The sequence below is a fragment of the Bacillus sp. GMa5/1 genome (assembly GCF_050172015.1).
Taxonomy (GTDB): Bacteria; Bacillota; Bacilli; order Bacillales; family Bacillaceae_G; genus Bacillus_A; species Bacillus_A cereus.
In genome coordinates this window covers 69,658-88,333 of the sequence record NZ_JBNLYC010000005.1, presented here as the reverse complement: position 1 = coordinate 88,333, position 18,676 = coordinate 69,658, and the positions used below count along the sequence as shown (strand labels likewise).

Below are 18,676 nucleotides of genomic sequence, written 5' to 3'. Positions count from 1 at the left end.
TTTTTCCAAATGAATTTTACACGCTTTACACTTTGTTTGATAGCCTCTCTAATTAGAATAATGTTACAATTTCGTGAATAAAATCTATTTATTGTAACGTTTAGATTTTGTCACATTTTATTATTTTTAAATACTTTTTAAAACGTTAAAATAGTGTTTCACTCGATTAATTATTATCTTGATATACCTTTAAAGAATTAATATGAAAAAGCATTGGCATATGCCAATGCTTTTTCATTATCTCTTTTGATTCGGTTTATGCGGTTCATTTGGAGTATATGGCTTATTTGGTTTATTTGGAGCCTCAGCCTTTTTCCAACTTACCGCTAACTCTGGACTTGTTTTTTCTTCACTACGCTCAAGTAATACTACTGCATTTTGAATAGTCGGTGTACCTTTATGCGCAATCCCTTGTAATTTCGTTAAATTTCCTGATACTTTAAAGCTAAATCCACCAGCTGGTGTTTGTTTCGGAATTAAAATGCGGAACTTTTCTCCTACATTAAATTCTGTTTTTGTTTCGCCTTTTTCATTTGCAAATTTCACGCCCGCTGGTGCACCTGTTGCTTGCACTTTATACGTTCCGCTTTTTGCATTTGTTTCTACTGTATATAAACCTGTTTCAAAGAAATCATTTTTTAATACTGCTTCTTGTTCTTCTGTAGGAGTTACACTCATCGTAATTTCTTGTAACTCTTCACTAGCGCTTGCTTTTGCAACGATGTCTTTCGTTACTTTCTCTACATTTTTATTGCGGAAATCTAAATCATTAATATCGATTTGTTTTAACGCATTCCACACTGCAAGCTGCGTTGCGTAATGTGCTTCTCTCCAATCAGAAACACCTAATTCTTGTGGACTCTTTTGTGGATATCCATTCAATAGTACACGGTATACGTTAATATCCACTTTCCCCATTTCCGGTAAATCTTGACCGCTTGGAGATTTCAAATCTACATTTAAGCAAAAAGCAATTTTGCCATCTGCGGTTTTAATAAGCTCTGTTCGAATTGGTTTCTTCTTTGACTTACTATAACTCCAATTCATTTCATACTTTGTATGGTCCATAACTTCTGCAAATGCTTTTTGAAGCGGGAATAACACAAATAAAACACTTAAAAACATAGCTAAAATCTTGAACGATTGCTTTATATTCATGTTTACAGCCCCTTATCACAAACTTAATACTAAGTAGTATTTATTTAGAAACTATTTTTATGCACAAAAAAAGAGTGCTTTTACGCACTCTTCTTTCTTACTTTAATCTTAGAAATCGAAGTTATCAGGATCTGGACCAACACGGTGATTTTGATTTAACGCATCCATTTTTTCCATATCTTCTTTCGTTAATTCGAAATTAAATATATCGGCATTTGCAATAATGCGGTGTTCTTTCGTTGATTTTGGAATAGTGATTACTCCATTTTGAAGATCCCAACGTAAAATAACTTGCGCTGTTGTTTTACCGTGTTTCTCAGCAATTTCTTGTAATTTTTCATTATCTAATAATTGACCTTGCATTAATGGTGACCATGCTTCCATTTGAATACCTTGTTCTTTACAGAAAGCTTGTAATTCTTTTTGTGTTAAACGAGGGTGGTATTCTACTTGGTTAATCATTGGTTTAATTTCTGCATCTTTCATTACATCTTGTAAGTGATGAATTTGGAAATTACTTACCCCAATTGCACGTACGCGTTTTTCTTTATAAAGTGTTTCTAACGCTCTCCACGTATCTTTGTATTTCCCTTCTACAGGCCAATGAACAAGGTATAAATCTAAATAATCCAGCTCTAATTTTTTTAAGCTTTCTTCATATGCAGCAAGTGTCGTTTCATATCCTTGATCCGAATTCCACACTTTTGAAGTAATGAATAAATCTTCACGAGAAATGCCTGCTTCTTTTATACCTGCGCGAATTCCTTCACCTACAGCTTTTTCATTTCCGTAAATTGCAGCTGTATCAATGCTGCGGTATCCTGCTTTAATCGCCGATTTCACTGCTTCTACAAGTTCTGGTCCATCCTCTACTTTAAATACACCTAAACCGAACCAAGGCATTTCTACACCATTATTTAATACTGTTTTACTTTGTAAGTTTTTCATTTTATTTTCTCTCCTTTTATTTTACTTGATCTCTTTTTTCTAATGTCATACTCCACGCAGTTAAAACAACAGCACCTACTACCATAATTCCACCTACCCAAGCCGTATGAATTAATCCTAACGAGTTCGTTACAATACCGCCCAAGTAAGCACCAAGAGCAATTCCTGCGTTAAATGCTGCAATGTTAATCGCCGATGCTACATCAACAGCGCTAGGTACAAACCTCTCAGCTAATATAACAACATACACTTGTAGCCCTGGAACATTCATAAATGCGAATAGTCCCATGAAAATAATTGTGATGAACCCAGCGACTTTAAATGGCGCTGTAAATGTTAAAACAAATAATACAATCGCTTGAATAAAGAACATGTAAAATAACGCTCGAATCGGATTATGATTTGATAATTTTCCCCCGACCATATTCCCAATCGCAATTGCAATTCCGTATACTAACAAAATAATTGTAACGGTACTTGCTTTAAATCCTGTTACTTCTTGTAATAACGGAGATAAATACGTAAATGTTACGAACGTTCCCCCGTATCCTAATGCAGTAATAATAAATACAAGTAACAGTCTTCCATTCTTAATCAGCTTAAATTGATCGCGAAATGATACAGACGTACCTTTTTTTAAATTAGAAGGAATTAGCATACTATTGGCGATTAAAGCAACGATTCCAATGGCCACAATAACAATAAACGAGGCCCTCCAGCCAAATTGTTGACCGATAAATGTTCCAATTGGTACACCTGTAATAGTCGCAACAGTTAAACCAGTAAACATAAATGCTATTGCACTTGCACGTTTATTCTCAGGTACAAGCGCAGCCGCAATTGTAGATCCAATTGACATAAAAACACCATGCGCAAATGCAGATACAACCCTCGCAATAAGTAACACAGTAAAACTTGTTGCTACCGCCGCAATTCCATTACCAATAATGAAAATAATCATAATCCACATTAATAACGTCTTTCGCGACATACTAGCTGTTAATGACGTTAATACTGGAGCACCAAACGCTACTCCTAATGCATATAAAGAAACAGTTAACCCCGCTGTTGTAACAGAAACATGTAAATCCTCTGAGATAGATGGTAATAAGCCGACACTAATAAATTCAGTTGTACCAATTCCAAACGCACTAATTGCTAGTGCTAATAAAGCAAACATACTTCTCCGATTCGTCTGCATAACCGAAGAAGATACTGTATATGAATTCAATTGAACTCCTCCTTAATGCGAGAAATCCAATCATAATAGTATGATAAAAAGGCCTTTTTATCTTCTACAAAAATATCTTTACTTTTGATATACGCTATTATGAATGGCTTTACTCTTTTTTTGAAGAACGCACTTAAAAGTACGATAGGTACCTAAAAGTAACATAGGCACTTTTTAGTACCGTACTACTCATTTCCCTCTTACGTATGCTATTATGGAACATATTCAACATGATAAAAAGTACGTACTTTAAAGTGCTATAGGCACTTTTTAGTAACATTTAATTATTTAGCTTCTTTTGTTGGAGAACTTAAATCTACATTCATCAAAGGAGATTTTTATATGAAGAAATATAATATTCCCGTTGAAGCGACTTTAGAGGTTATCGGTGGAAAATGGAAGGTTGTTATCCTTTGTCATCTAACGAAAGGCACAAAAAGAACGAGTGAACTAAAACGTTTAATGCCTGGGATTACACAAAAAATGTTAACTCAGCAATTACGTGAATTAGAAGACGATGGGGTTATTCAAAGAAAGGTATACAATCAAGTACCACCAAAAGTAGAATATTCACTTACAGAATACGGTTGGTCTTTAGAGTCCATTCTTGATTCTCTTTGTACTTGGGGCGAATGCCATCTTGAAAAAAGCGGTAACACATCGATGCTAATTGTAGAAGGTGAATAATAGGAAAAAGGAAAAAACGAACATGAATTTGTTCATTTTTTCCTTTTTTTCTTTATATGTATATACATTTCTAACTGGAACAAAATATTTTATACGCTTTCATACCTTGTCAGCACTACGTTATACACTCAATATCAAATAATTAGGAATCATTTTTATGTTAACATAGGTGTATATAGTATATAATATAGGATATATATTATATACACTTTCCGGTAACGGAGCTTTTCCATTATGCGGACAAGCCATGTATCGGACAGTTCATAAATAATAAGTAAGACGTTATGGTTTTAGATTTATGTTTGCAGCTTACTTGCTGTCATAAATTTAAAGGCATTTTATTGTGTTTTGTGAAACTTTGTATAAAGTTTCGTAAACGTTTACTATCTTACTTATAAAAAATAAGAGTATTGCTATCGTAAAGGAGAATTGGAGATGCCAGAAACTATGACTCAAACAAAGCCAGAACAAGAAACTGTACAAATTTCTGCTAGCCAAGGACAACTTGATGTACTTGATCAGTTGTTAAAACCTGAGGTACAAGAATCATTAACAACACTAGTAGAACAGCTTCCAAAATTAACTGAGCTTGTTAACATTTTAACTAAGTCTTATGACTTCGCTCAAACTGTTGCTACTGATGAAGTATTAAAAAGCGACACTGTTGGTGCAATTACAGAGCTTGTAGAACCTGTAAAAGATACAGTGAAAAGCATGGCTGCAACTGCAATCGAAGCGAAAGATCGTGCTGAAGAAAGCAACGAAGTTATCGGCCTATTCGGTCTGTTAAAATTACTAAAAGATCCACAAGCACAAAAAATGTTCCGCTTTGTGAACGCATATCTTCAAATTAGTGCAGAACGTAACAATAAATAATTTAACTTATAACAACAATTAGTAAAGACGGGGGATATCATACTATGTCAAAACAAATTGTCATCTTAGGCGCTGGTTATGGCGGTCTTCTTGCCGCTTTAAACGTACGTAAATATTACAGCAAATCAGAAGCACAAGTTACAGTGATTAACCAATACCCAACACACCAAATCATCACTGAACTACACCGCCTTGCAGCTGGTAACGTGTCTGAGCAAGCAGTTGCAATGCCACTTACAAAGCTTTTCAAAGGGAAAGACATCGATCTTAAAATCGCAACAGTTGAGTCATTCTCAGTTGATAGCAAAGAAATCAAACTAGCTGGTGGCACTACTTTATCTTACGATGCACTTGTAGTTGCTTTAGGAAGTAAAACTGCTTACTTCGGTATTCCAGGACTAGAAGAAAACAGCATGGTATTAAAATCTGCTGCTGATGCAAACAAAATCTACAAACACGTTGAAGACCGTATTCGTGAATACGCGAAAACGAAAAACGAAGCTGATGCTACAATCGTAATCGGTGGTGGCGGATTAACTGGCGTTGAGCTAGTTGGTGAGCTTGCTGACATTATGCCTAAACTTGCAAAAAGCCACGGCGTAAATCCAAAAGAAGTGAAACTTCTTCTTGTTGAAGCAGGTCCAAAAATCCTTCCAGTATTACCAGACCACTTAATCGAACGTGCAACTACTAGCCTAGAAGCACGCGGTGTTACATTCTTAACTGGTCTTCCTGTAACAAACGTTGCTGGCAATGAAATCGACTTAAAAGACGGTCAAAAACTTGTTGCTAACACATTCGTTTGGACAGGCGGCGTACAAGGTAACCCATTAATCGGTGAATCAGGTCTTGAAGTTAACCGTGGACGTGCAACAGTTGATGCATACCTACAATCTACTTCTCACAAAGACGTATTCGTTGCTGGAGACAGCGCTGTTGTCTTCGCTCCAGACGGACGTCCATACCCACCAACTGCACAAATCGCTTGGCAAATGGGTGAGTTAATTGGATACAACTTATACGCAGCACTAGAAGGCAAAGCATTGGAAGAGTTCGCACCTGTAAACTCTGGAACACTTGCTAGTCTAGGACGTAAAGATGCGGTTGCTACAATTGGAGCAAGTAATACTCCACTTAAAGGCTTACCAGCATCATTAATGAAAGAAGCAAGTAACGTTCGTTACTTATCACACATTAAAGGTCTATTCAGCTTAGCTTACTAATCTGAATATAAGCCCGAATCATGCCCTGCATGGTTCGGGCTATTTTTTATCCGTAATTTTCTCTAACTTATTTATTCGTCAAAAAAATTATATACCCTTTAAATTTATCTAAATATACTGACTTTTTATAATGAAAGCTGTCCCGTTCGGAACAGCTCTTATTGTCGCTTTTTGTCGGTAAATCGATATATTGGGAAAATCGCTGATATATTCGGATTTGCGCTGATATATTTCGAAAATCGCCGATATAATTTGAGTTACGGTCGATATATTCGAAAAATCGCCGATATATTTTCCAGCCTTACTTATTATCCTAATTTCACAAGACTGTAGTTCTTCTTCCCTTTACGAATAATAATAAATCTTCCATCAAATGAATTTTCTACAGTAACATCTGTACCCACATCTGTTACTTTCTCACCATTCATAGAAATCGCACCATTATTAATGTCCTCGCGTGCTTGTCGTCTAGATGGTTCAATCCCTAAATCGACTAGCCACTCTACGATGTTTTTCGTCTCTTTTGAAGACTGGAATGTTGGCATTTCTTTAAAGCCTTGTTCAATTTCATCAGCTGTTAACGATTTAATATCTCCGCTAAATAACGCTGCTGTAATTTTCTCAGCTTGCAGGAACGCCTCTTCTCCATGAACAAATTTCGTCATTTCTTCCGCTAACACTTTTTGCGCTTCACGTTTATGAGGCTCTGTTTCTACCTTCGTTGCTAATTCATCAATACGCTCTTTCGTTAAGAACGTAAAGTATTTCAAGTATTTAATTACGTCACGGTCATCTGTATTTACCCAGAACTGGTAAAATTCAAACGGTGTCGTTTTTTCAGGATCAAGCCAAACCGCACCACCCGCTGATTTACCAAACTTCGTACCGTCCGATTTTAATAATAACGGAATCGTTAATCCGAATACTTTCGCCTCATGACCTTCTAACTTACGAATTAAATCTAAACCACTCGTAATATTTCCCCATTGGTCACTGCCACCAATTTGAAGTTGAACATCCTCTTTCGTGTATAAATGGTGGAAGTCCATCGCTTGCAAAATTTGGTACGTGAATTCTGTGAAAGAAATACCTGTATCTAAACGGCTTGCTACAATATCCTTCGCTAACATGCTATTGATGCTAAAGTTTTTCCCGTAATCACGTAAAAACTCAATAATATTTATTTCATGTGTCCAATCATAGTTATTTACCATCTTCACTTCGCTATTTCCACCAAAATCAAATAGCTTTTTCATTTGTGCTGTTAACGCATCTACATTATGCTGAACCACTTCTAACGTTTGAAGTTGACGCTCTGATTGTCGTCCACTCGGATCACCAATTGTTCCTGTTGCCCCGCCAATTAAAATAACAGGATGATGGCCAGCTAATTGGAATCTCTTCATCATCATAAACGGAATCAAATGTCCGATATGCATACTATCACCAGTTGGATCAACTCCGCAGTATAGTGAAATCTTTTTCTCTTCTACTAGCTTACGTAAGCCTTCTTCGTCAGTCTGCTGATTAACGGCGCCGCGCCATTCTAATTCATCAATAATATTCATCTTTTGTCATCCCCTTTATTTTTTAAAAACAAAAAAGCCCCTATGTCTACGATAGACATAGGGACGATTATTCACCGTGTTACCACCCAGTTTGCATAAATAGCATAGCTACTCATACCACTCTTAGCAATAATATCGATTGCTAGTCCGCTTAGCATTACCTAAGATACTCCAGAGTGTAATTCGCAAGTTTGTTTGTGCTAGGTTCCAGCAACCCCTAGCTCTCTCGTTAACAGTGACAAACTGCTACTGGGCTCTTTCAACGTATGTTATTTGTTAAATTATTAGCCATTATATTGAATTGAAAACAAATTGTCAACAATACCCAAATGTTATTTTAAAATAATTCATATCTTCATACGTATTTCGTTATTCTTTATCTTCTCCAATAATCCTTACTTCTCGCTCCAACTTCACGCCAAATTTCTCTTCAACTGTCTTTTGTACGAAGTGAATTAAATCGATGTAATCTTGTGCTGTTCCGTTATCAACATTCACCATAAATCCAGCGTGTTTTAAAGAAACTTCTACTCCACCAATTCGCTTACCTTGTAGTCCTGAGTCTTGAATTAACTTACCAGCAAAGTTATTTGGTGGGCGCTTAAATACGCTACCACATGAAGGATATTCTAGAGGCTGTTTTGACTCACGTTTAAACGTTAAATCATCCATTTTGGCTTTAATTTCTTCATGTACACCTTCTTCAAGTTCAAATCTCGCTTCAAGAATAATGTAATGGTTGTTCGCAAATACACTCTTACGATATCCAAATTCAAATGCTTCTTTCGTCAAAGTACGTAGCTCTCCATCACCTGTCATTACGACAGCTTCTGTTAATACAAACGAAATTTCACCGCCGTATGCACCAGCATTCATATATAATGCTCCGCCAACTGAACCTGGAATACCACAAGCAAACTCAAGACCCGTTAAGTTATGTTCTAGTGCAATACGTGATACATCAATAATTGCCGCACCGCACTGTGCTACAATCGTCGTTCCTGTTACAGTAACACCTGTAATGTGAATTAAACTTACTGTAATTCCGCGAATTCCACCATCTTTAATAATGACATTTGATCCATTTCCTAAAAACGTAACTGGAATATTATATTCGTTCGCATATTTGATAACTTCTTGAATTTCATCATAATTTGTAGGCGCAACGAAAACATCTGCTTTTCCGCCAACCTTAATATGCGTATGATTCTTTAACATTTCATCTTGTTTAACATGTCCTTCAGGCAATACCGTACTTAAATATTTATAAACCTCTTGCATATTCATTTTACGATTCCTCTATTTCTATATTCATTTTATCCCGTTATACGGGCCCATAATATCCCCACGTACATGAAAGAACCTAAAGTGGTGGATACAGTGTACCCAAAATCAATTCGAGACACCTATAAACCTCTTAATTTATAAGAGGTGCCACTCATATTAAAATATATATTGCATAATAAAGCAACCCAAATGGACTACTAAACTTGACATGTCATCAGAAAGACAACAATTTGTAAAATATATGACTTTTTCAAAACACTATCCCTCAGTATCTTACTATACCACACAAAAAGAAAGTGGTATTTTTTTGTACTTTTTACTTTATTTACATCAATAAAAAAGAGCACATCCCACAGAATGTGCTCTTTCTATACTCTTTCTATACTCTTTCTATACTCTTTATATTACTTTTCGTTCTCTTCTTTTTCTTTATCAAACCATAACAGCTCATCGTTATCAACTTCACCATTATAATTGATTAAAATTTCTTCTCCTGCTTTTATATCTTTATAAGCATAGAAGTTAAATGTATGATTCTCAAAAACGATGTCATACGTTGCATTCGGTGTATATGAATGATTAAATAACATACCATATCCTAAAAGGATTGCCGTATGATTGATTCCATACTCGAATGCGTAATCAGCAAGTAACGTTTTCTCAATATGTTCATGCTGTTCATTCGGATAAGAGATAACTGGTGCTGCGTGTATCAACTCACCCTTTTTAATATCACGAGTTGCAAATACACCTCTATTAAATTCTCCATCACTAAGTTCAGAAGTCTTAACTTCGATCATATGCGTCACCTATATAATTCTTTCTTTGAAGTATTTTATTCCGCTATTTGCGGATAGCTTGATTGGTGAGGGCTAATAATCAGTATGTACTAGTCTCACTTTATCTCCTTAAGCTTGGCAGAAAACGCGCAGAAAAGCAATTAAATTCCTATCAAGTATTCGTTTCAATGAAAAAAGAGCACATCACTCGTGCTCTTTCTAAGCAATATTACTTTTCTAAAATATCTTCTAACAACTTCACTTGCTCGCTAACAGTTTGTAACGTCTTCACTGACGTATCATTTCGATGTTTTTCTTCTTCCACACTCGCTAGCACTTCTTCTGTAGCTGTAGAAGTTTGCTGAATTACGTTAGAAGCATGCGTAACATCCTTTACAATATTCGTCGTTTTAACTTGGAAACTTTCTTGATGAACAACAACCTCTCGCATTACTTTATTAATCGCATCAATAAACTTCCCTAAATCAGTTACATTTGTTAAAACACTTGCTAACATCTCGTTACATTCTTCTTGCACTCTTTCTGACTTCTCTACTTGCACTTCTACCTTACTTGCTTGATTACTAAACTCCTTCAAAATCCCTTGAATTCTTCCCGCAGAACGATTTGATTCTTCAGCAAGCTTTAACACTTCACTCGCTACAATAGCAAAACCTTTTCCATGCTCGCCTGCCCTCGCAGCTTCAATATTTGCATTTAAAGCTAGCAAACTCGTCTGACTTGAAATATTCGTTATTACATCTACAATTTCATTAATTTGTTTCGATTGCATCATTAAATCTCTAAATATAATTCCAGACTGTGAAACAACATCATTTAAACTTCTCATGTTAGTTTCAAAATTTCTTAGAGTATGTACACTACCTTTTGAAATTTCTAAGCTTTCATCCACATGAGCCGATGCAGTTCTTACTTGAGAGATGATTTGCTCAATATTTCCCTCCATATCATTCAATACTTCTACCGAACGATACATCATCTCTGATTGTGATTGCGTACCAACTGCCACTTCTTCAAAGGCAAAATTAATTTCACTCATCGATTCCATCGACGTGTTCATATTTTGTCTTAAATGATTGAAATTACTATCTAGTTTCACAACTGTTTCTTCAATAAGTCTTTGCGTCTCTTCTAACTCCTGAGCTTTTCTCATTACTTCTTGCTTCTCATCACTTAAACGAAGGAGCAGATTAGAACCGATTTTCGTGACGCCCCACATAGCGATTGTTACAATCGCTAACAAACTTGCGAAATTAGCAGCTTCAGATGAGGCTGTATAAGCAAAAAATTGCTCCGGCCAATAGCTACAAAGGATAAATGTGATCACAACAGCTACCCCGCCAATAATTAAAATGAGGCGCTCGCTTAAATAAATAAGTGAAACAGCTAATGTAAAATAGACCATTTGAAATATAGCCGGGCTTTCATTAAAAGCTTGTACCATAATGTAAGACATTGTAAGCAACATAAATGTCATGATATATTTATACGCTGATTCCATACTTTTTATAAAAGTAAAAAGCGTTCCAAATGCAACGACAGAAATACCACAAATCCAAAATGCTATGGCTCTCTCTGTAAAAATATATCCATAATACCCAATTGCGATTATCCCAAGGAAGAAACTACAAATCGTTATAAACAGTAATAAATGATTTTTCTGTGATTCTTTCTCAAGGTTAGAAAAATAAGTCCTCTTTAACCACTCCATATGAAGCCCCACCTTCTACTTATACATATCAATTACTTCAGTTTAAATACCGCACTTACTGGGTTATGATCGCTATTTTCAAACTTTAAATCTTTCCCTTGTACATTTACAATCTCTACATTCGGTGAAACGATAAAGCCATCAATAATAGTGACGAAATTTTCACCTTCTACATATTTCTTTACATCATCTCTTACAGTCATAACAGACGGATCTACAGCCCACTTAAAGCCACCGTCTGTAAAGTCCTTCGGTAACTCTACTAACCACTCAGGACGCTCTTTCACGAACTTCGGATCACTTAATTGAGCGTTCGAAACCAATTGATTCCAATCTCCACCCATTATTACGTAATCACCATTTTCATAATGCTTGTTCATATATTCTTTTAAATACTCTACTTGCTGTTTTCTAATTTTCCCGCCTTCATCATAAGCAGACAAATGTAAATTTACGAGTCTAACATGTTTTCCATTATTAACAGGAATTTTATATTCCACAATTGCTCGATCTAAATCAAACAAACGCTTTGGCCAAGGCTCCATTCCAGGCAGCTGGAACCTCTTCGCTTCTTGAACAGTGTATTTAGAAAACGTACTTAATCCAGCCTCCGCATATCCCATTGGATTTGTTATTGGCACTGGAACCCATTTCGTATCGTAGTTCTTGCCAAATGACGAAACATAATCAGGTAATCCTTTTTTCAAAAATTCATGTTCATTTACATCAAATGAACGAAGTGACTTTATATCAACTTCTTGTAATAGTGCAAAATCACTATTCTCATTTTGTAAAAACGAAAGCATATTCTTTAAATTAGTTTCCGTTTGCTCTTTACTACTTGAACCAGATCCCTTTCCACCATCCATAAAGAAATCTTGATCCTTATCTAACCCAGCATATCCAATATTAAATGTTGTAACTTTAAACTCATTTCCAGTCGCTAATACGCGCTCCTTATTATTCTCTACCTTCAAGCTTATAACATCAGCAGGCTGTTCTTTAGTAAGTGTCATATAAGCTAGAAATCCTCCTACAATGCCCGCTACTACTAAAACACATGTAAATACGATTTTTAAAAATTTCTTCAAATAAATGACTCCTTTTCACGCAAATTTATTTTTCTTTATTTTCAGTCAAATAAAACAAAACGACACACATAAGAAACATTTTATCATAATTAAAACCGTATATCACTATATTTAGTTGATAAGTAATCGATCCCATTTTAATTACTTAAAAAGCCTTCAGACATCAAAAAAAGAAAAGTTACACCCTCCTCCTCACTGGAAATTAAACGGTATATTTAGTACACTATATGTAATAATCATAGGCGATGGAGTTCGCCATAAACGCTGCTTAGCTAATGACTCCTACCAGTATGGATACTGGTAGGAGTCTATTTTTTTGAGCAAGCTATTTAAAGAGGTGAGAAAATTGATTTATATTATCGTTGGCATTGCTGGTATATTAGGAGCTCTTTCTCGTTATTATTTAGGTCTTAATATCAACACATTTTGGCATCATTCATTTCCATTGGCAACATTACTCATTAACTTAATCGGTTGCTTTTTCTTAGCGTGGCTAACTACTTATATCGCTCGGCTAAACATCTTACCTTCAGAGGTTATCACAGGCATCGGAACTGGATTCATCGGTTCCTTTACGACTTTTTCAACATTTAGTGTAGAAACTGTGCAATTGATCAATCATTCTGAGTGGAGCATAGCCTTCTTATATGTATCATGCAGCATACTTGGTGGCCTCATTATGTCTGGCCTTGGCTATACACTTGGAGATTTCTTAATTAAGAAATCTCTTACAGAAGGTGATTACTCATGATAGAAGCTTTATTAGTCGCAACAGGAGGATTTTTCGGTGCGATTACACGATTTGCAATTAGCAATTGGTTTAAGAAAAGAAATAAAACACAATTTCCAATTGCTACATTCCTTATTAATATAACAGGGGCATTTTTACTTGGGTATATAATTGGCAACGGAGTCACTACAGGCTGGCAACTATTATTAGGTACTGGATTTATGGGCGCATTCACTACATTTTCTACGTTTAAATTAGAATCTGTTCAGCTTCTCAATCGTAAAAAACTATACATCTTCCTTTTATATTTAAGTGCTACTTACATAATTGGTATCGCCTTTGCCTTCCTTGGAATGAAGTTAGGCGGAATATAAAAAAGCGACTCTATTGAGTCGCTTTTTTTCATAAGAAATATGTCCCGCCATATGGAATGGAAAATAAACCAGCTGGATTTACATCGTAATGTATAATTTGCATCGGAAGTTGTGAATACGGCATATACTGACTTTGCATCATTTGTGCAAAATATGCTTGTTGCTGCATTTGAATAGCTTGATTCACAGCATGAATTGTCCCTTGTGCCCCAGCCAGCGTAATAGCAGCTCCTACTTGTCTACCATTATAAAAATAATGATTCATCATGATTCATCTCACTTATTCTTTTTCTTCCATATGGTATGTTTCTATTTCATAGTGAGTGTTTTGTCCCTATCTATTGCCCTTTTTCAGCTTTGAAGTAATAAATCCAAATAGCAATATACCAATACCACTAAGGAACAATATATAACTTATCGGTACTAGGAAAAAGAAAGGTTCTTCAAGAAATCCATCCGCTCCTACTTTACTGTTTGAAGCATGTATCGTTAAAGAAATAATCGCTAAAATCATGAAAGAAATAGCTACTACGTATTTATTTTTCATTTCACATTCTCCTCTACTTATGTAATTCCCCTTAGATTCTTACCATCATATTATCTAAAAAAGAATTAACAGTCAATAATTATTTATCGTTAAACAATAAATAATTATTGACTAAACAAACAACAAAAAGGTTTGCAAAGCATCTTAAATCACTTCGCAAACCTTCTAAATTATAAATATTTACACTTCAAACCTCTTGCTTAATACAATATACATTGCGCAAAATAGCACGAATATCCCAGCATAAATTAACAAAATCTCTACACTAAACATATCCGACAACGGACCAAATATTATCATTCCTAAAGGAAGCGCGCATGAATTCGCAATTTGTACAAGGCTAAACATCCGTCCGTGCATTGATGGTTCTACTTTCTCCTGCAATAACACAGTAACTGGTGTATTGAAGCACGGCATTGTTATACCAATTAAAAAATTAAAGACTAAATACATAATAAATATCGGTGCTATTCCGAGTCCAATCATAAGCAGTCCATATAATGCACAAGCTAGCGCTGTTGTATGCATACGATTACGAAAACCACCCCACGCTGCAATCAATACGCCACCAGCTGCCGCACCCGCACTAAAGGTCATCTCACTAGCAGTAAGTCTCCACATTTCGGCCCCGAAAGAACGAGTTACCATTAAAGGTGTTAAAAAAGCAGCTGGACTTATTAAAATCATGACGATAATCAATAAAACGATTAGCCTTTTAATAAATACATTTTCTTTTAAATAAGTGAACCCTTCTTTAATTCCTTGTAGATTAGATTTTTGCTTACTTTCTACATTCACATGTCCTTCCACATGAATGACAAACATAATACTAATTCCAATCATAGCTGTAATAACATCAATAAAAAATGTTGTTTCAATGCTGGCAATAGAAAGAATCGCAGCACTTGCTGCTGGAGAAAGAAACATAATTAAAGATGTAATACTGCTATTTATTCCATTTACTTTCATAAGATACTCTTTCGGAACGATTTGCGGAATTAATGCATTCACAGCTGGCGTTTGTACTCCTGTTCCAGCTGAACGAATGAGTAACACAATAAAAAGTAACCAAATACTTTTATATCCTGTTAAAAATAAAATTGCTAAGACTAACGTCGCAATCGCTATAATTCCATCCGATAACATAATCATCTTTTTACGGTCATAACGATCAATCCAAACACCTGCAAACAAAGATATCGCAATTTGTGGTAGAAAACCGCAAACAGTTGAAATAGTCAACATCACTCCTGATGATGTTGTAAGGGTGATATACCATATAATTGCGTATTGCACGAGAGAGGAACCGAACAACGAAATAGTTTGAGCGGTCAAAAATAATATAATTTTCGTTTTCCAATTGTTTTCACTCATATGTTTCACACCCCCTTAACTAATCCCGTCTCTATATGAAAGATGCTATCTGCCCAATCAAGATAAAAACTTGCTTCGTGAGATACGAGTATAATGCTGCCCTTAAACTTAATTAACGCCTTTTGCAAAGCTTCCTTCGCTTCTGCATCCAAATGATTTGTCGGCTCATCTAAAATTAAGAAGTTACAAGGTGATAGTAATAATCCACACAGTTTCACCTTCGATTGTTCACCACCACTTAACGTACGAATTTCTTGCGAAACGTGCGTATCCTTCACTCCACACGCAGCTAAATGATGGCGTATTTCCTTCATATTCAGTTTAGGAAACTGTTCTGAAATAATTTGAAGCGGCGTTAAAGAATCATTGCTCCAATTTAAATCTTGCTCATAATATCCAATCTTTATTTGCTCTGAAAAGTGAAACTCTCCAGAAATACTAGCAATATTTCCAACGATTGTTTTTAATAAAGTAGATTTCCCTACTCCATTGAAACCTGTAATGACAAATTTTTGCCCACCCATTACTGAAAAATTCAACTTTGGTAAGAGAGCGAAGTCGTAACCAACTTCAAGATTATTTACTTCAAGAACTGTCTGAACTGAAATGGGAAGTTCCTGAAAATGAATAGACGGTTTATGAGTAAAACTTGGTGGCGCAATTCTTTCCATACGCTGTAATTGTTTTCTACGACCTTGCGCTATTTTTGAATTCACCCCAGCAATATTTCTACGAATATACTCTTCCGTTTTTTCAATTTTCTTTTGCTGTGCATAATATTGGCGAATATAATCTTTTCGCAAATGCTCCTTTTGTCTTACAAAATCTGAGTATTTGCCGTAATACTTCTTAACTGTTCCGAACTCTACATCACATATGCAAGAAGTTACCTTTTCCAGAAAATCAAAATCATGTGATACGACAATAAACGCTCCTTCAAAATTCATTAAATAATTAGCAAGCCACTCCACATGCTCCTTATCGAGAAAATTCGTCGGTTCATCTAGCAATAAAATATTAGGCTCTTCTAATAAGAGCTTCGCTAAAATTACCTTTGCACGCTGCCCTCCGCTTAATTCACCAATCACACGATTCATCCCAATCACATCAATACCTAAACCGGCTGCCACCTTATTCGTAATACTATCTACTGAATAAAAATCACGAGCCTCGAGCAGTCCTTGAATTTCTGCCGCTTTCAATAGTTGATTTTCATCTCCAGTCATCGCACTTTCTTCATATAACTTGTTCATTCTCTTTTCCATTTCATACAAATCATAAAAGGCTCTCTTTAAATATTGTGAAATGGTGTAACCCTCATCAATTTCTGCGTATTGATCAAGATGTCCAATTTGAATATTAGGTTGCCACTTTATGTCTCCCTTATCAGGAATAATTTCCCCCACCAATATTTTCATTAATGTGCTTTTTCCTGCACCATTCTGTCCAACAATTCCCATATGCTCCCCTTTATGCAAATCAAAAGAAGCATTTTCGTATAATACTTTATCTATAAAACTATGTGATAAACTTTCAACTTTAAGTAAACTCATTTTTATTCCTCTTTTCCTGAAATTAAAAAAAGCAGAGAGATAGCGTCATTCGACACTAGCCCTCTGCTTCGTGGTTTTTCCTATACTACTCCAATTTATAGTAAAGACTCATCGGAATAATATACACAAAGGGCCATAGACAAAGCATTGTCTATGGCCCCTTAATCTATTTTATACACCAGCTGAAAAACCATAACGAAATAAGCATAGATAAACTATACTTTTTTAGAAAAGTTATTCAGCCGATGAATATAGGGGATTTATGCCCCTTGATTAAGCTCCGTACAACGCTTCACCGTATACATTTGTGCGGAGCAAAGTTTTCTAATGAGTTTTACAAATTTTATATAAAGCATATTATGCACCTTCCTTAATACTTAAAAAGGATTTTAGCATACGGTTTTACGAAGCGTCAACATTACTTCCGAATCTTTCAACTACTTGTTTTCAAAATATTGCTTCTGAAACATACACATTCTTATTGCATTATGATAGTTACCATCAACGAAAAACTCATCGATAAGCTCACCTTCTACCATAAACCCAACTTTTTTATAAACATGTACTGCCTTTTCATTTTCCTTATCCACAACTAAATAAATCTTATGCATATTTAGTACGGAAAAAGCGTAATCCATTGCTAAACGCGTCGCATCCACTGCATAACCATATCCTTGATAATTCGGATCAATAATAATTTGGAATTCTGTTCTACGGTGAATATAATCGATTTCTACTAACTCAACTAATCCAACCATTTCATTGTCTTTCTCAACGATAAATCGGCGTTCGCTTTGATCATGTATATGTTTATCATATAAGTCTTGCAGCTCCACAAATGCCTCATACGGCTCTTCAAACCAATACGACATAATATGCGCATTATTATTCAGTTCGTGTACAAACTTTAAATCTTCTCGTTCTAATGGACGTAACTTCAATTCCTGATTCATTCCTATAACCTCCAAGTAAAAGAAACCTCTTCACTTAATTTCTCAATTTTTTTCGATTTCAAACGCCCTAATTTCATTGTAAACTTTCAAGCAACTTGAAGGTCAAGATGTAAAAAAGTAGTGCTGACTTATGTCTGCACTACTACTCTTTTCTCAAATCTCTCATATTTGATATGTATAAAGCAATAACTAAAACAAGAATTGCTCCTGCGTATAATAACGTCTCCATCGGTTCCTCATGAGACACAATAATTAATCGAATTAAGGCCGTAATTCCGATATAAATAAAATAGCGTAACGGAAAATGATAATTCGATTTAAAATACTTAATAATTAATGCAATGAACTCGAAGTATAAGAAATAGACGATGATACTTTCAACCAATTTATAAGACGTATACTCTTTTGCCGAAAAAATATACTGCACGAACGTAATGGTCTCATTCACTAAGAAAATTGATAACACAATGGATAATATAATTAAGGCTATATTTAATATCCATTGCAAAACACTAGCTATAACATGATCGATATTAAATGACTTCATACTCTCTTTAGACTCCCC

At 35.3% G+C, this 18,676-nt stretch carries 19 protein-coding genes, 1 riboswitch and 1 other annotated feature; of the genes, 5 read left to right on the top strand and 14 right to left on the bottom strand.

Annotation, left to right across the window (positions count from 1 at the left end; all coding sequences use genetic code 11):
• Window positions 1-237: 237 nt before the first annotated feature.
• From ACQGSG_RS02680 to ACQGSG_RS02670, 3 genes are all read right to left on the bottom strand, one after another.
• Window positions 238-1,158: a thioester domain-containing protein gene (locus ACQGSG_RS02680; protein WP_001022514.1), complete on the bottom strand. Its 921-nt coding sequence runs from the start codon at window positions 1,156-1,158 to the stop codon at window positions 238-240.
• Between the two features lie 108 nt (window positions 1,159-1,266).
• Complete coding sequence (locus ACQGSG_RS02675; RefSeq protein WP_098877237.1) at window positions 1,267-2,106, bottom strand: aldo/keto reductase; 840 nt, start codon at window positions 2,104-2,106, stop codon at window positions 1,267-1,269.
• 16 nt (window positions 2,107-2,122) lie between these two features.
• The gene (locus ACQGSG_RS02670) at window positions 2,123-3,307 is read right to left on the bottom strand and encodes an MFS transporter (protein ID WP_165851662.1); all 1,185 of its coding nucleotides are present in this window, start codon (window positions 3,305-3,307) and stop codon (window positions 2,123-2,125) included.
• Window positions 3,308-3,679: 372 nt separating this feature from the next.
• Between ACQGSG_RS02670 and ACQGSG_RS02665 the strand changes: the two genes are divergently transcribed.
• From ACQGSG_RS02665 to ACQGSG_RS02655, 3 genes are all read left to right on the top strand, one after another.
• Window positions 3,680-4,024, top strand: coding sequence for a winged helix-turn-helix transcriptional regulator (locus ACQGSG_RS02665; protein WP_000760475.1), 345 nt, complete (start codon window positions 3,680-3,682; stop codon window positions 4,022-4,024).
• Window positions 4,025-4,459: 435 nt separating this feature from the next.
• Window positions 4,460-4,900: a DUF1641 domain-containing protein gene (locus ACQGSG_RS02660; protein WP_001115311.1), complete on the top strand. Its 441-nt coding sequence runs from the start codon at window positions 4,460-4,462 to the stop codon at window positions 4,898-4,900.
• Between the two features lie 44 nt (window positions 4,901-4,944).
• The gene (locus ACQGSG_RS02655; protein ID WP_000043203.1) at window positions 4,945-6,123 is read left to right on the top strand and encodes an NAD(P)/FAD-dependent oxidoreductase; all 1,179 of its coding nucleotides are present in this window, start codon (window positions 4,945-4,947) and stop codon (window positions 6,121-6,123) included.
• A 308-nt stretch (window positions 6,124-6,431) separates the two neighbouring features.
• Here the strand turns inward: ACQGSG_RS02655 and tyrS are convergent, their stop codons facing one another.
• From tyrS to ACQGSG_RS02630, 5 genes are all read right to left on the bottom strand, one after another.
• Window positions 6,432-7,691 (bottom strand): tyrosine--tRNA ligase, encoded by a 1,260-nt coding sequence (gene tyrS, locus ACQGSG_RS02650; RefSeq protein WP_001021098.1) that lies wholly within the window; start codon window positions 7,689-7,691, stop codon window positions 6,432-6,434.
• A gap of 56 nt (window positions 7,692-7,747) precedes the next feature.
• Window positions 7,748-7,963, bottom strand: a binding site (T-box leader).
• 97 nt (window positions 7,964-8,060) lie between these two features.
• Window positions 8,061-8,978: a UDP-N-acetylmuramate dehydrogenase gene (gene murB, locus ACQGSG_RS02645; RefSeq protein ID WP_001057107.1), complete on the bottom strand. Its 918-nt coding sequence runs from the start codon at window positions 8,976-8,978 to the stop codon at window positions 8,061-8,063.
• A 404-nt stretch (window positions 8,979-9,382) separates the two neighbouring features.
• On the bottom strand, window positions 9,383-9,778 hold the full coding sequence (locus tag ACQGSG_RS02640; RefSeq protein ID WP_000573649.1) for an SET domain-containing protein: 396 nt from the start codon (window positions 9,776-9,778) through the stop codon (window positions 9,383-9,385).
• 208 nt (window positions 9,779-9,986) lie between these two features.
• Window positions 9,987-11,489, bottom strand: coding sequence for a DUF4077 domain-containing protein (locus tag ACQGSG_RS02635; protein ID WP_098877235.1), 1,503 nt, complete (start codon window positions 11,487-11,489; stop codon window positions 9,987-9,989).
• A 32-nt stretch (window positions 11,490-11,521) separates the two neighbouring features.
• A complete protein-coding gene (locus tag ACQGSG_RS02630; RefSeq protein WP_000714051.1) occupies window positions 11,522-12,580 on the bottom strand; it encodes an endonuclease/exonuclease/phosphatase family protein in 1,059 nt (352 codons plus the stop codon).
• A gap of 232 nt (window positions 12,581-12,812) precedes the next feature.
• Window positions 12,813-12,872, top strand: a riboswitch (Fluoride riboswitch).
• Between the two features lie 54 nt (window positions 12,873-12,926).
• On the opposite strand from ACQGSG_RS02630, the gene crcB (ACQGSG_RS02625) reads away from it, so the two are divergent.
• Window positions 12,927-13,331, top strand: coding sequence for a fluoride efflux transporter CrcB (gene crcB / locus ACQGSG_RS02625; protein ID WP_000639312.1), 405 nt, complete (start codon window positions 12,927-12,929; stop codon window positions 13,329-13,331).
• Complete coding sequence (gene crcB, locus ACQGSG_RS02620) at window positions 13,328-13,684, top strand: fluoride efflux transporter CrcB (RefSeq protein WP_000568580.1); 357 nt, start codon at window positions 13,328-13,330, stop codon at window positions 13,682-13,684. The genes crcB (ACQGSG_RS02625) and crcB (ACQGSG_RS02620) overlap by 4 nt, the downstream gene beginning before the upstream one ends.
• 28 nt (window positions 13,685-13,712) lie before the next feature.
• On the opposite strand, the gene ACQGSG_RS02615 is transcribed toward crcB (ACQGSG_RS02620), so the two are convergent.
• From ACQGSG_RS02615 to psiE, 6 genes are all read right to left on the bottom strand, one after another.
• Complete coding sequence (locus ACQGSG_RS02615; RefSeq protein ID WP_098877234.1) at window positions 13,713-13,952, bottom strand: DUF3947 family protein; 240 nt, start codon at window positions 13,950-13,952, stop codon at window positions 13,713-13,715.
• 66 nt (window positions 13,953-14,018) lie between these two features.
• Entirely contained in the window at window positions 14,019-14,231 is a 213-nt protein-coding gene (locus ACQGSG_RS02610; protein WP_000792610.1) for a DUF3955 domain-containing protein, read from the bottom strand.
• 180 nt (window positions 14,232-14,411) lie between these two features.
• Window positions 14,412-15,605 (bottom strand): MFS transporter, encoded by a 1,194-nt coding sequence (locus ACQGSG_RS02605; RefSeq protein WP_001293750.1) that lies wholly within the window; start codon window positions 15,603-15,605, stop codon window positions 14,412-14,414.
• A 5-nt stretch (window positions 15,606-15,610) separates the two neighbouring features.
• Window positions 15,611-17,158 (bottom strand): ABC-F family ATP-binding cassette domain-containing protein, encoded by a 1,548-nt coding sequence (locus tag ACQGSG_RS02600; protein ID WP_098219161.1) that lies wholly within the window; start codon window positions 17,156-17,158, stop codon window positions 15,611-15,613.
• 437 nt (window positions 17,159-17,595) lie between these two features.
• Window positions 17,596-18,111 carry a spermidine N1-acetyltransferase gene (speG, locus tag ACQGSG_RS02595; protein ID WP_001071092.1) on the bottom strand — a complete coding sequence of 172 codons (516 nt, stop codon included), beginning with the start codon at window positions 18,109-18,111 and terminating at the stop codon, window positions 17,596-17,598.
• Between the two features lie 142 nt (window positions 18,112-18,253).
• Window positions 18,254-18,658, bottom strand: a complete 405-nt coding sequence (psiE, locus tag ACQGSG_RS02590) for a phosphate-starvation-inducible protein PsiE (RefSeq protein WP_000834708.1) — start codon at window positions 18,656-18,658, stop codon at window positions 18,254-18,256.
• Window positions 18,659-18,676 lie beyond the last annotated feature (18 nt).

Coding starts and splice junctions, on each gene's coding strand:
- ACQGSG_RS02680 (WP_001022514.1), bottom strand. CDS start 1,158: ATGAATATAAAGCAATCGTTCAAGATTTTAGCTATGTTTTTAAGTGTT.
- ACQGSG_RS02675 (WP_098877237.1), bottom strand. CDS start 2,106: ATGAAAAACTTACAAAGTAAAACAGTATTAAATAATGGTGTAGAAATG.
- ACQGSG_RS02670 (WP_165851662.1), bottom strand. CDS start 3,307: ATGCAGACGAATCGGAGAAGTATGTTTGCTTTATTAGCACTAGCAATT.
- ACQGSG_RS02665 (WP_000760475.1), top strand. CDS start 3,680: ATGAAGAAATATAATATTCCCGTTGAAGCGACTTTAGAGGTTATCGGT.
- ACQGSG_RS02660 (WP_001115311.1), top strand. CDS start 4,460: ATGCCAGAAACTATGACTCAAACAAAGCCAGAACAAGAAACTGTACAA.
- ACQGSG_RS02655 (WP_000043203.1), top strand. CDS start 4,945: ATGTCAAAACAAATTGTCATCTTAGGCGCTGGTTATGGCGGTCTTCTT.
- tyrS (WP_001021098.1), bottom strand. CDS start 7,691: ATGAATATTATTGATGAATTAGAATGGCGCGGCGCCGTTAATCAGCAG.
- murB (WP_001057107.1), bottom strand. CDS start 8,978: ATGAATATGCAAGAGGTTTATAAATATTTAAGTACGGTATTGCCTGAA.
- ACQGSG_RS02640 (WP_000573649.1), bottom strand. CDS start 9,778: ATGATCGAAGTTAAGACTTCTGAACTTAGTGATGGAGAATTTAATAGA.
- ACQGSG_RS02635 (WP_098877235.1), bottom strand. CDS start 11,489: ATGGAGTGGTTAAAGAGGACTTATTTTTCTAACCTTGAGAAAGAATCA.
- crcB (WP_000568580.1), top strand. CDS start 13,328: ATGATAGAAGCTTTATTAGTCGCAACAGGAGGATTTTTCGGTGCGATT.
- ACQGSG_RS02615 (WP_098877234.1), bottom strand. CDS start 13,952: ATGATGAATCATTATTTTTATAATGGTAGACAAGTAGGAGCTGCTATT.
- ACQGSG_RS02610 (WP_000792610.1), bottom strand. CDS start 14,231: ATGAAAAATAAATACGTAGTAGCTATTTCTTTCATGATTTTAGCGATT.
- ACQGSG_RS02605 (WP_001293750.1), bottom strand. CDS start 15,605: ATGAGTGAAAACAATTGGAAAACGAAAATTATATTATTTTTGACCGCT.
- ACQGSG_RS02600 (WP_098219161.1), bottom strand. CDS start 17,158: ATGAGTTTACTTAAAGTTGAAAGTTTATCACATAGTTTTATAGATAAA.
- speG (WP_001071092.1), bottom strand. CDS start 18,111: ATGAATCAGGAATTGAAGTTACGTCCATTAGAACGAGAAGATTTAAAG.
- psiE (WP_000834708.1), bottom strand. CDS start 18,658: ATGAAGTCATTTAATATCGATCATGTTATAGCTAGTGTTTTGCAATGG.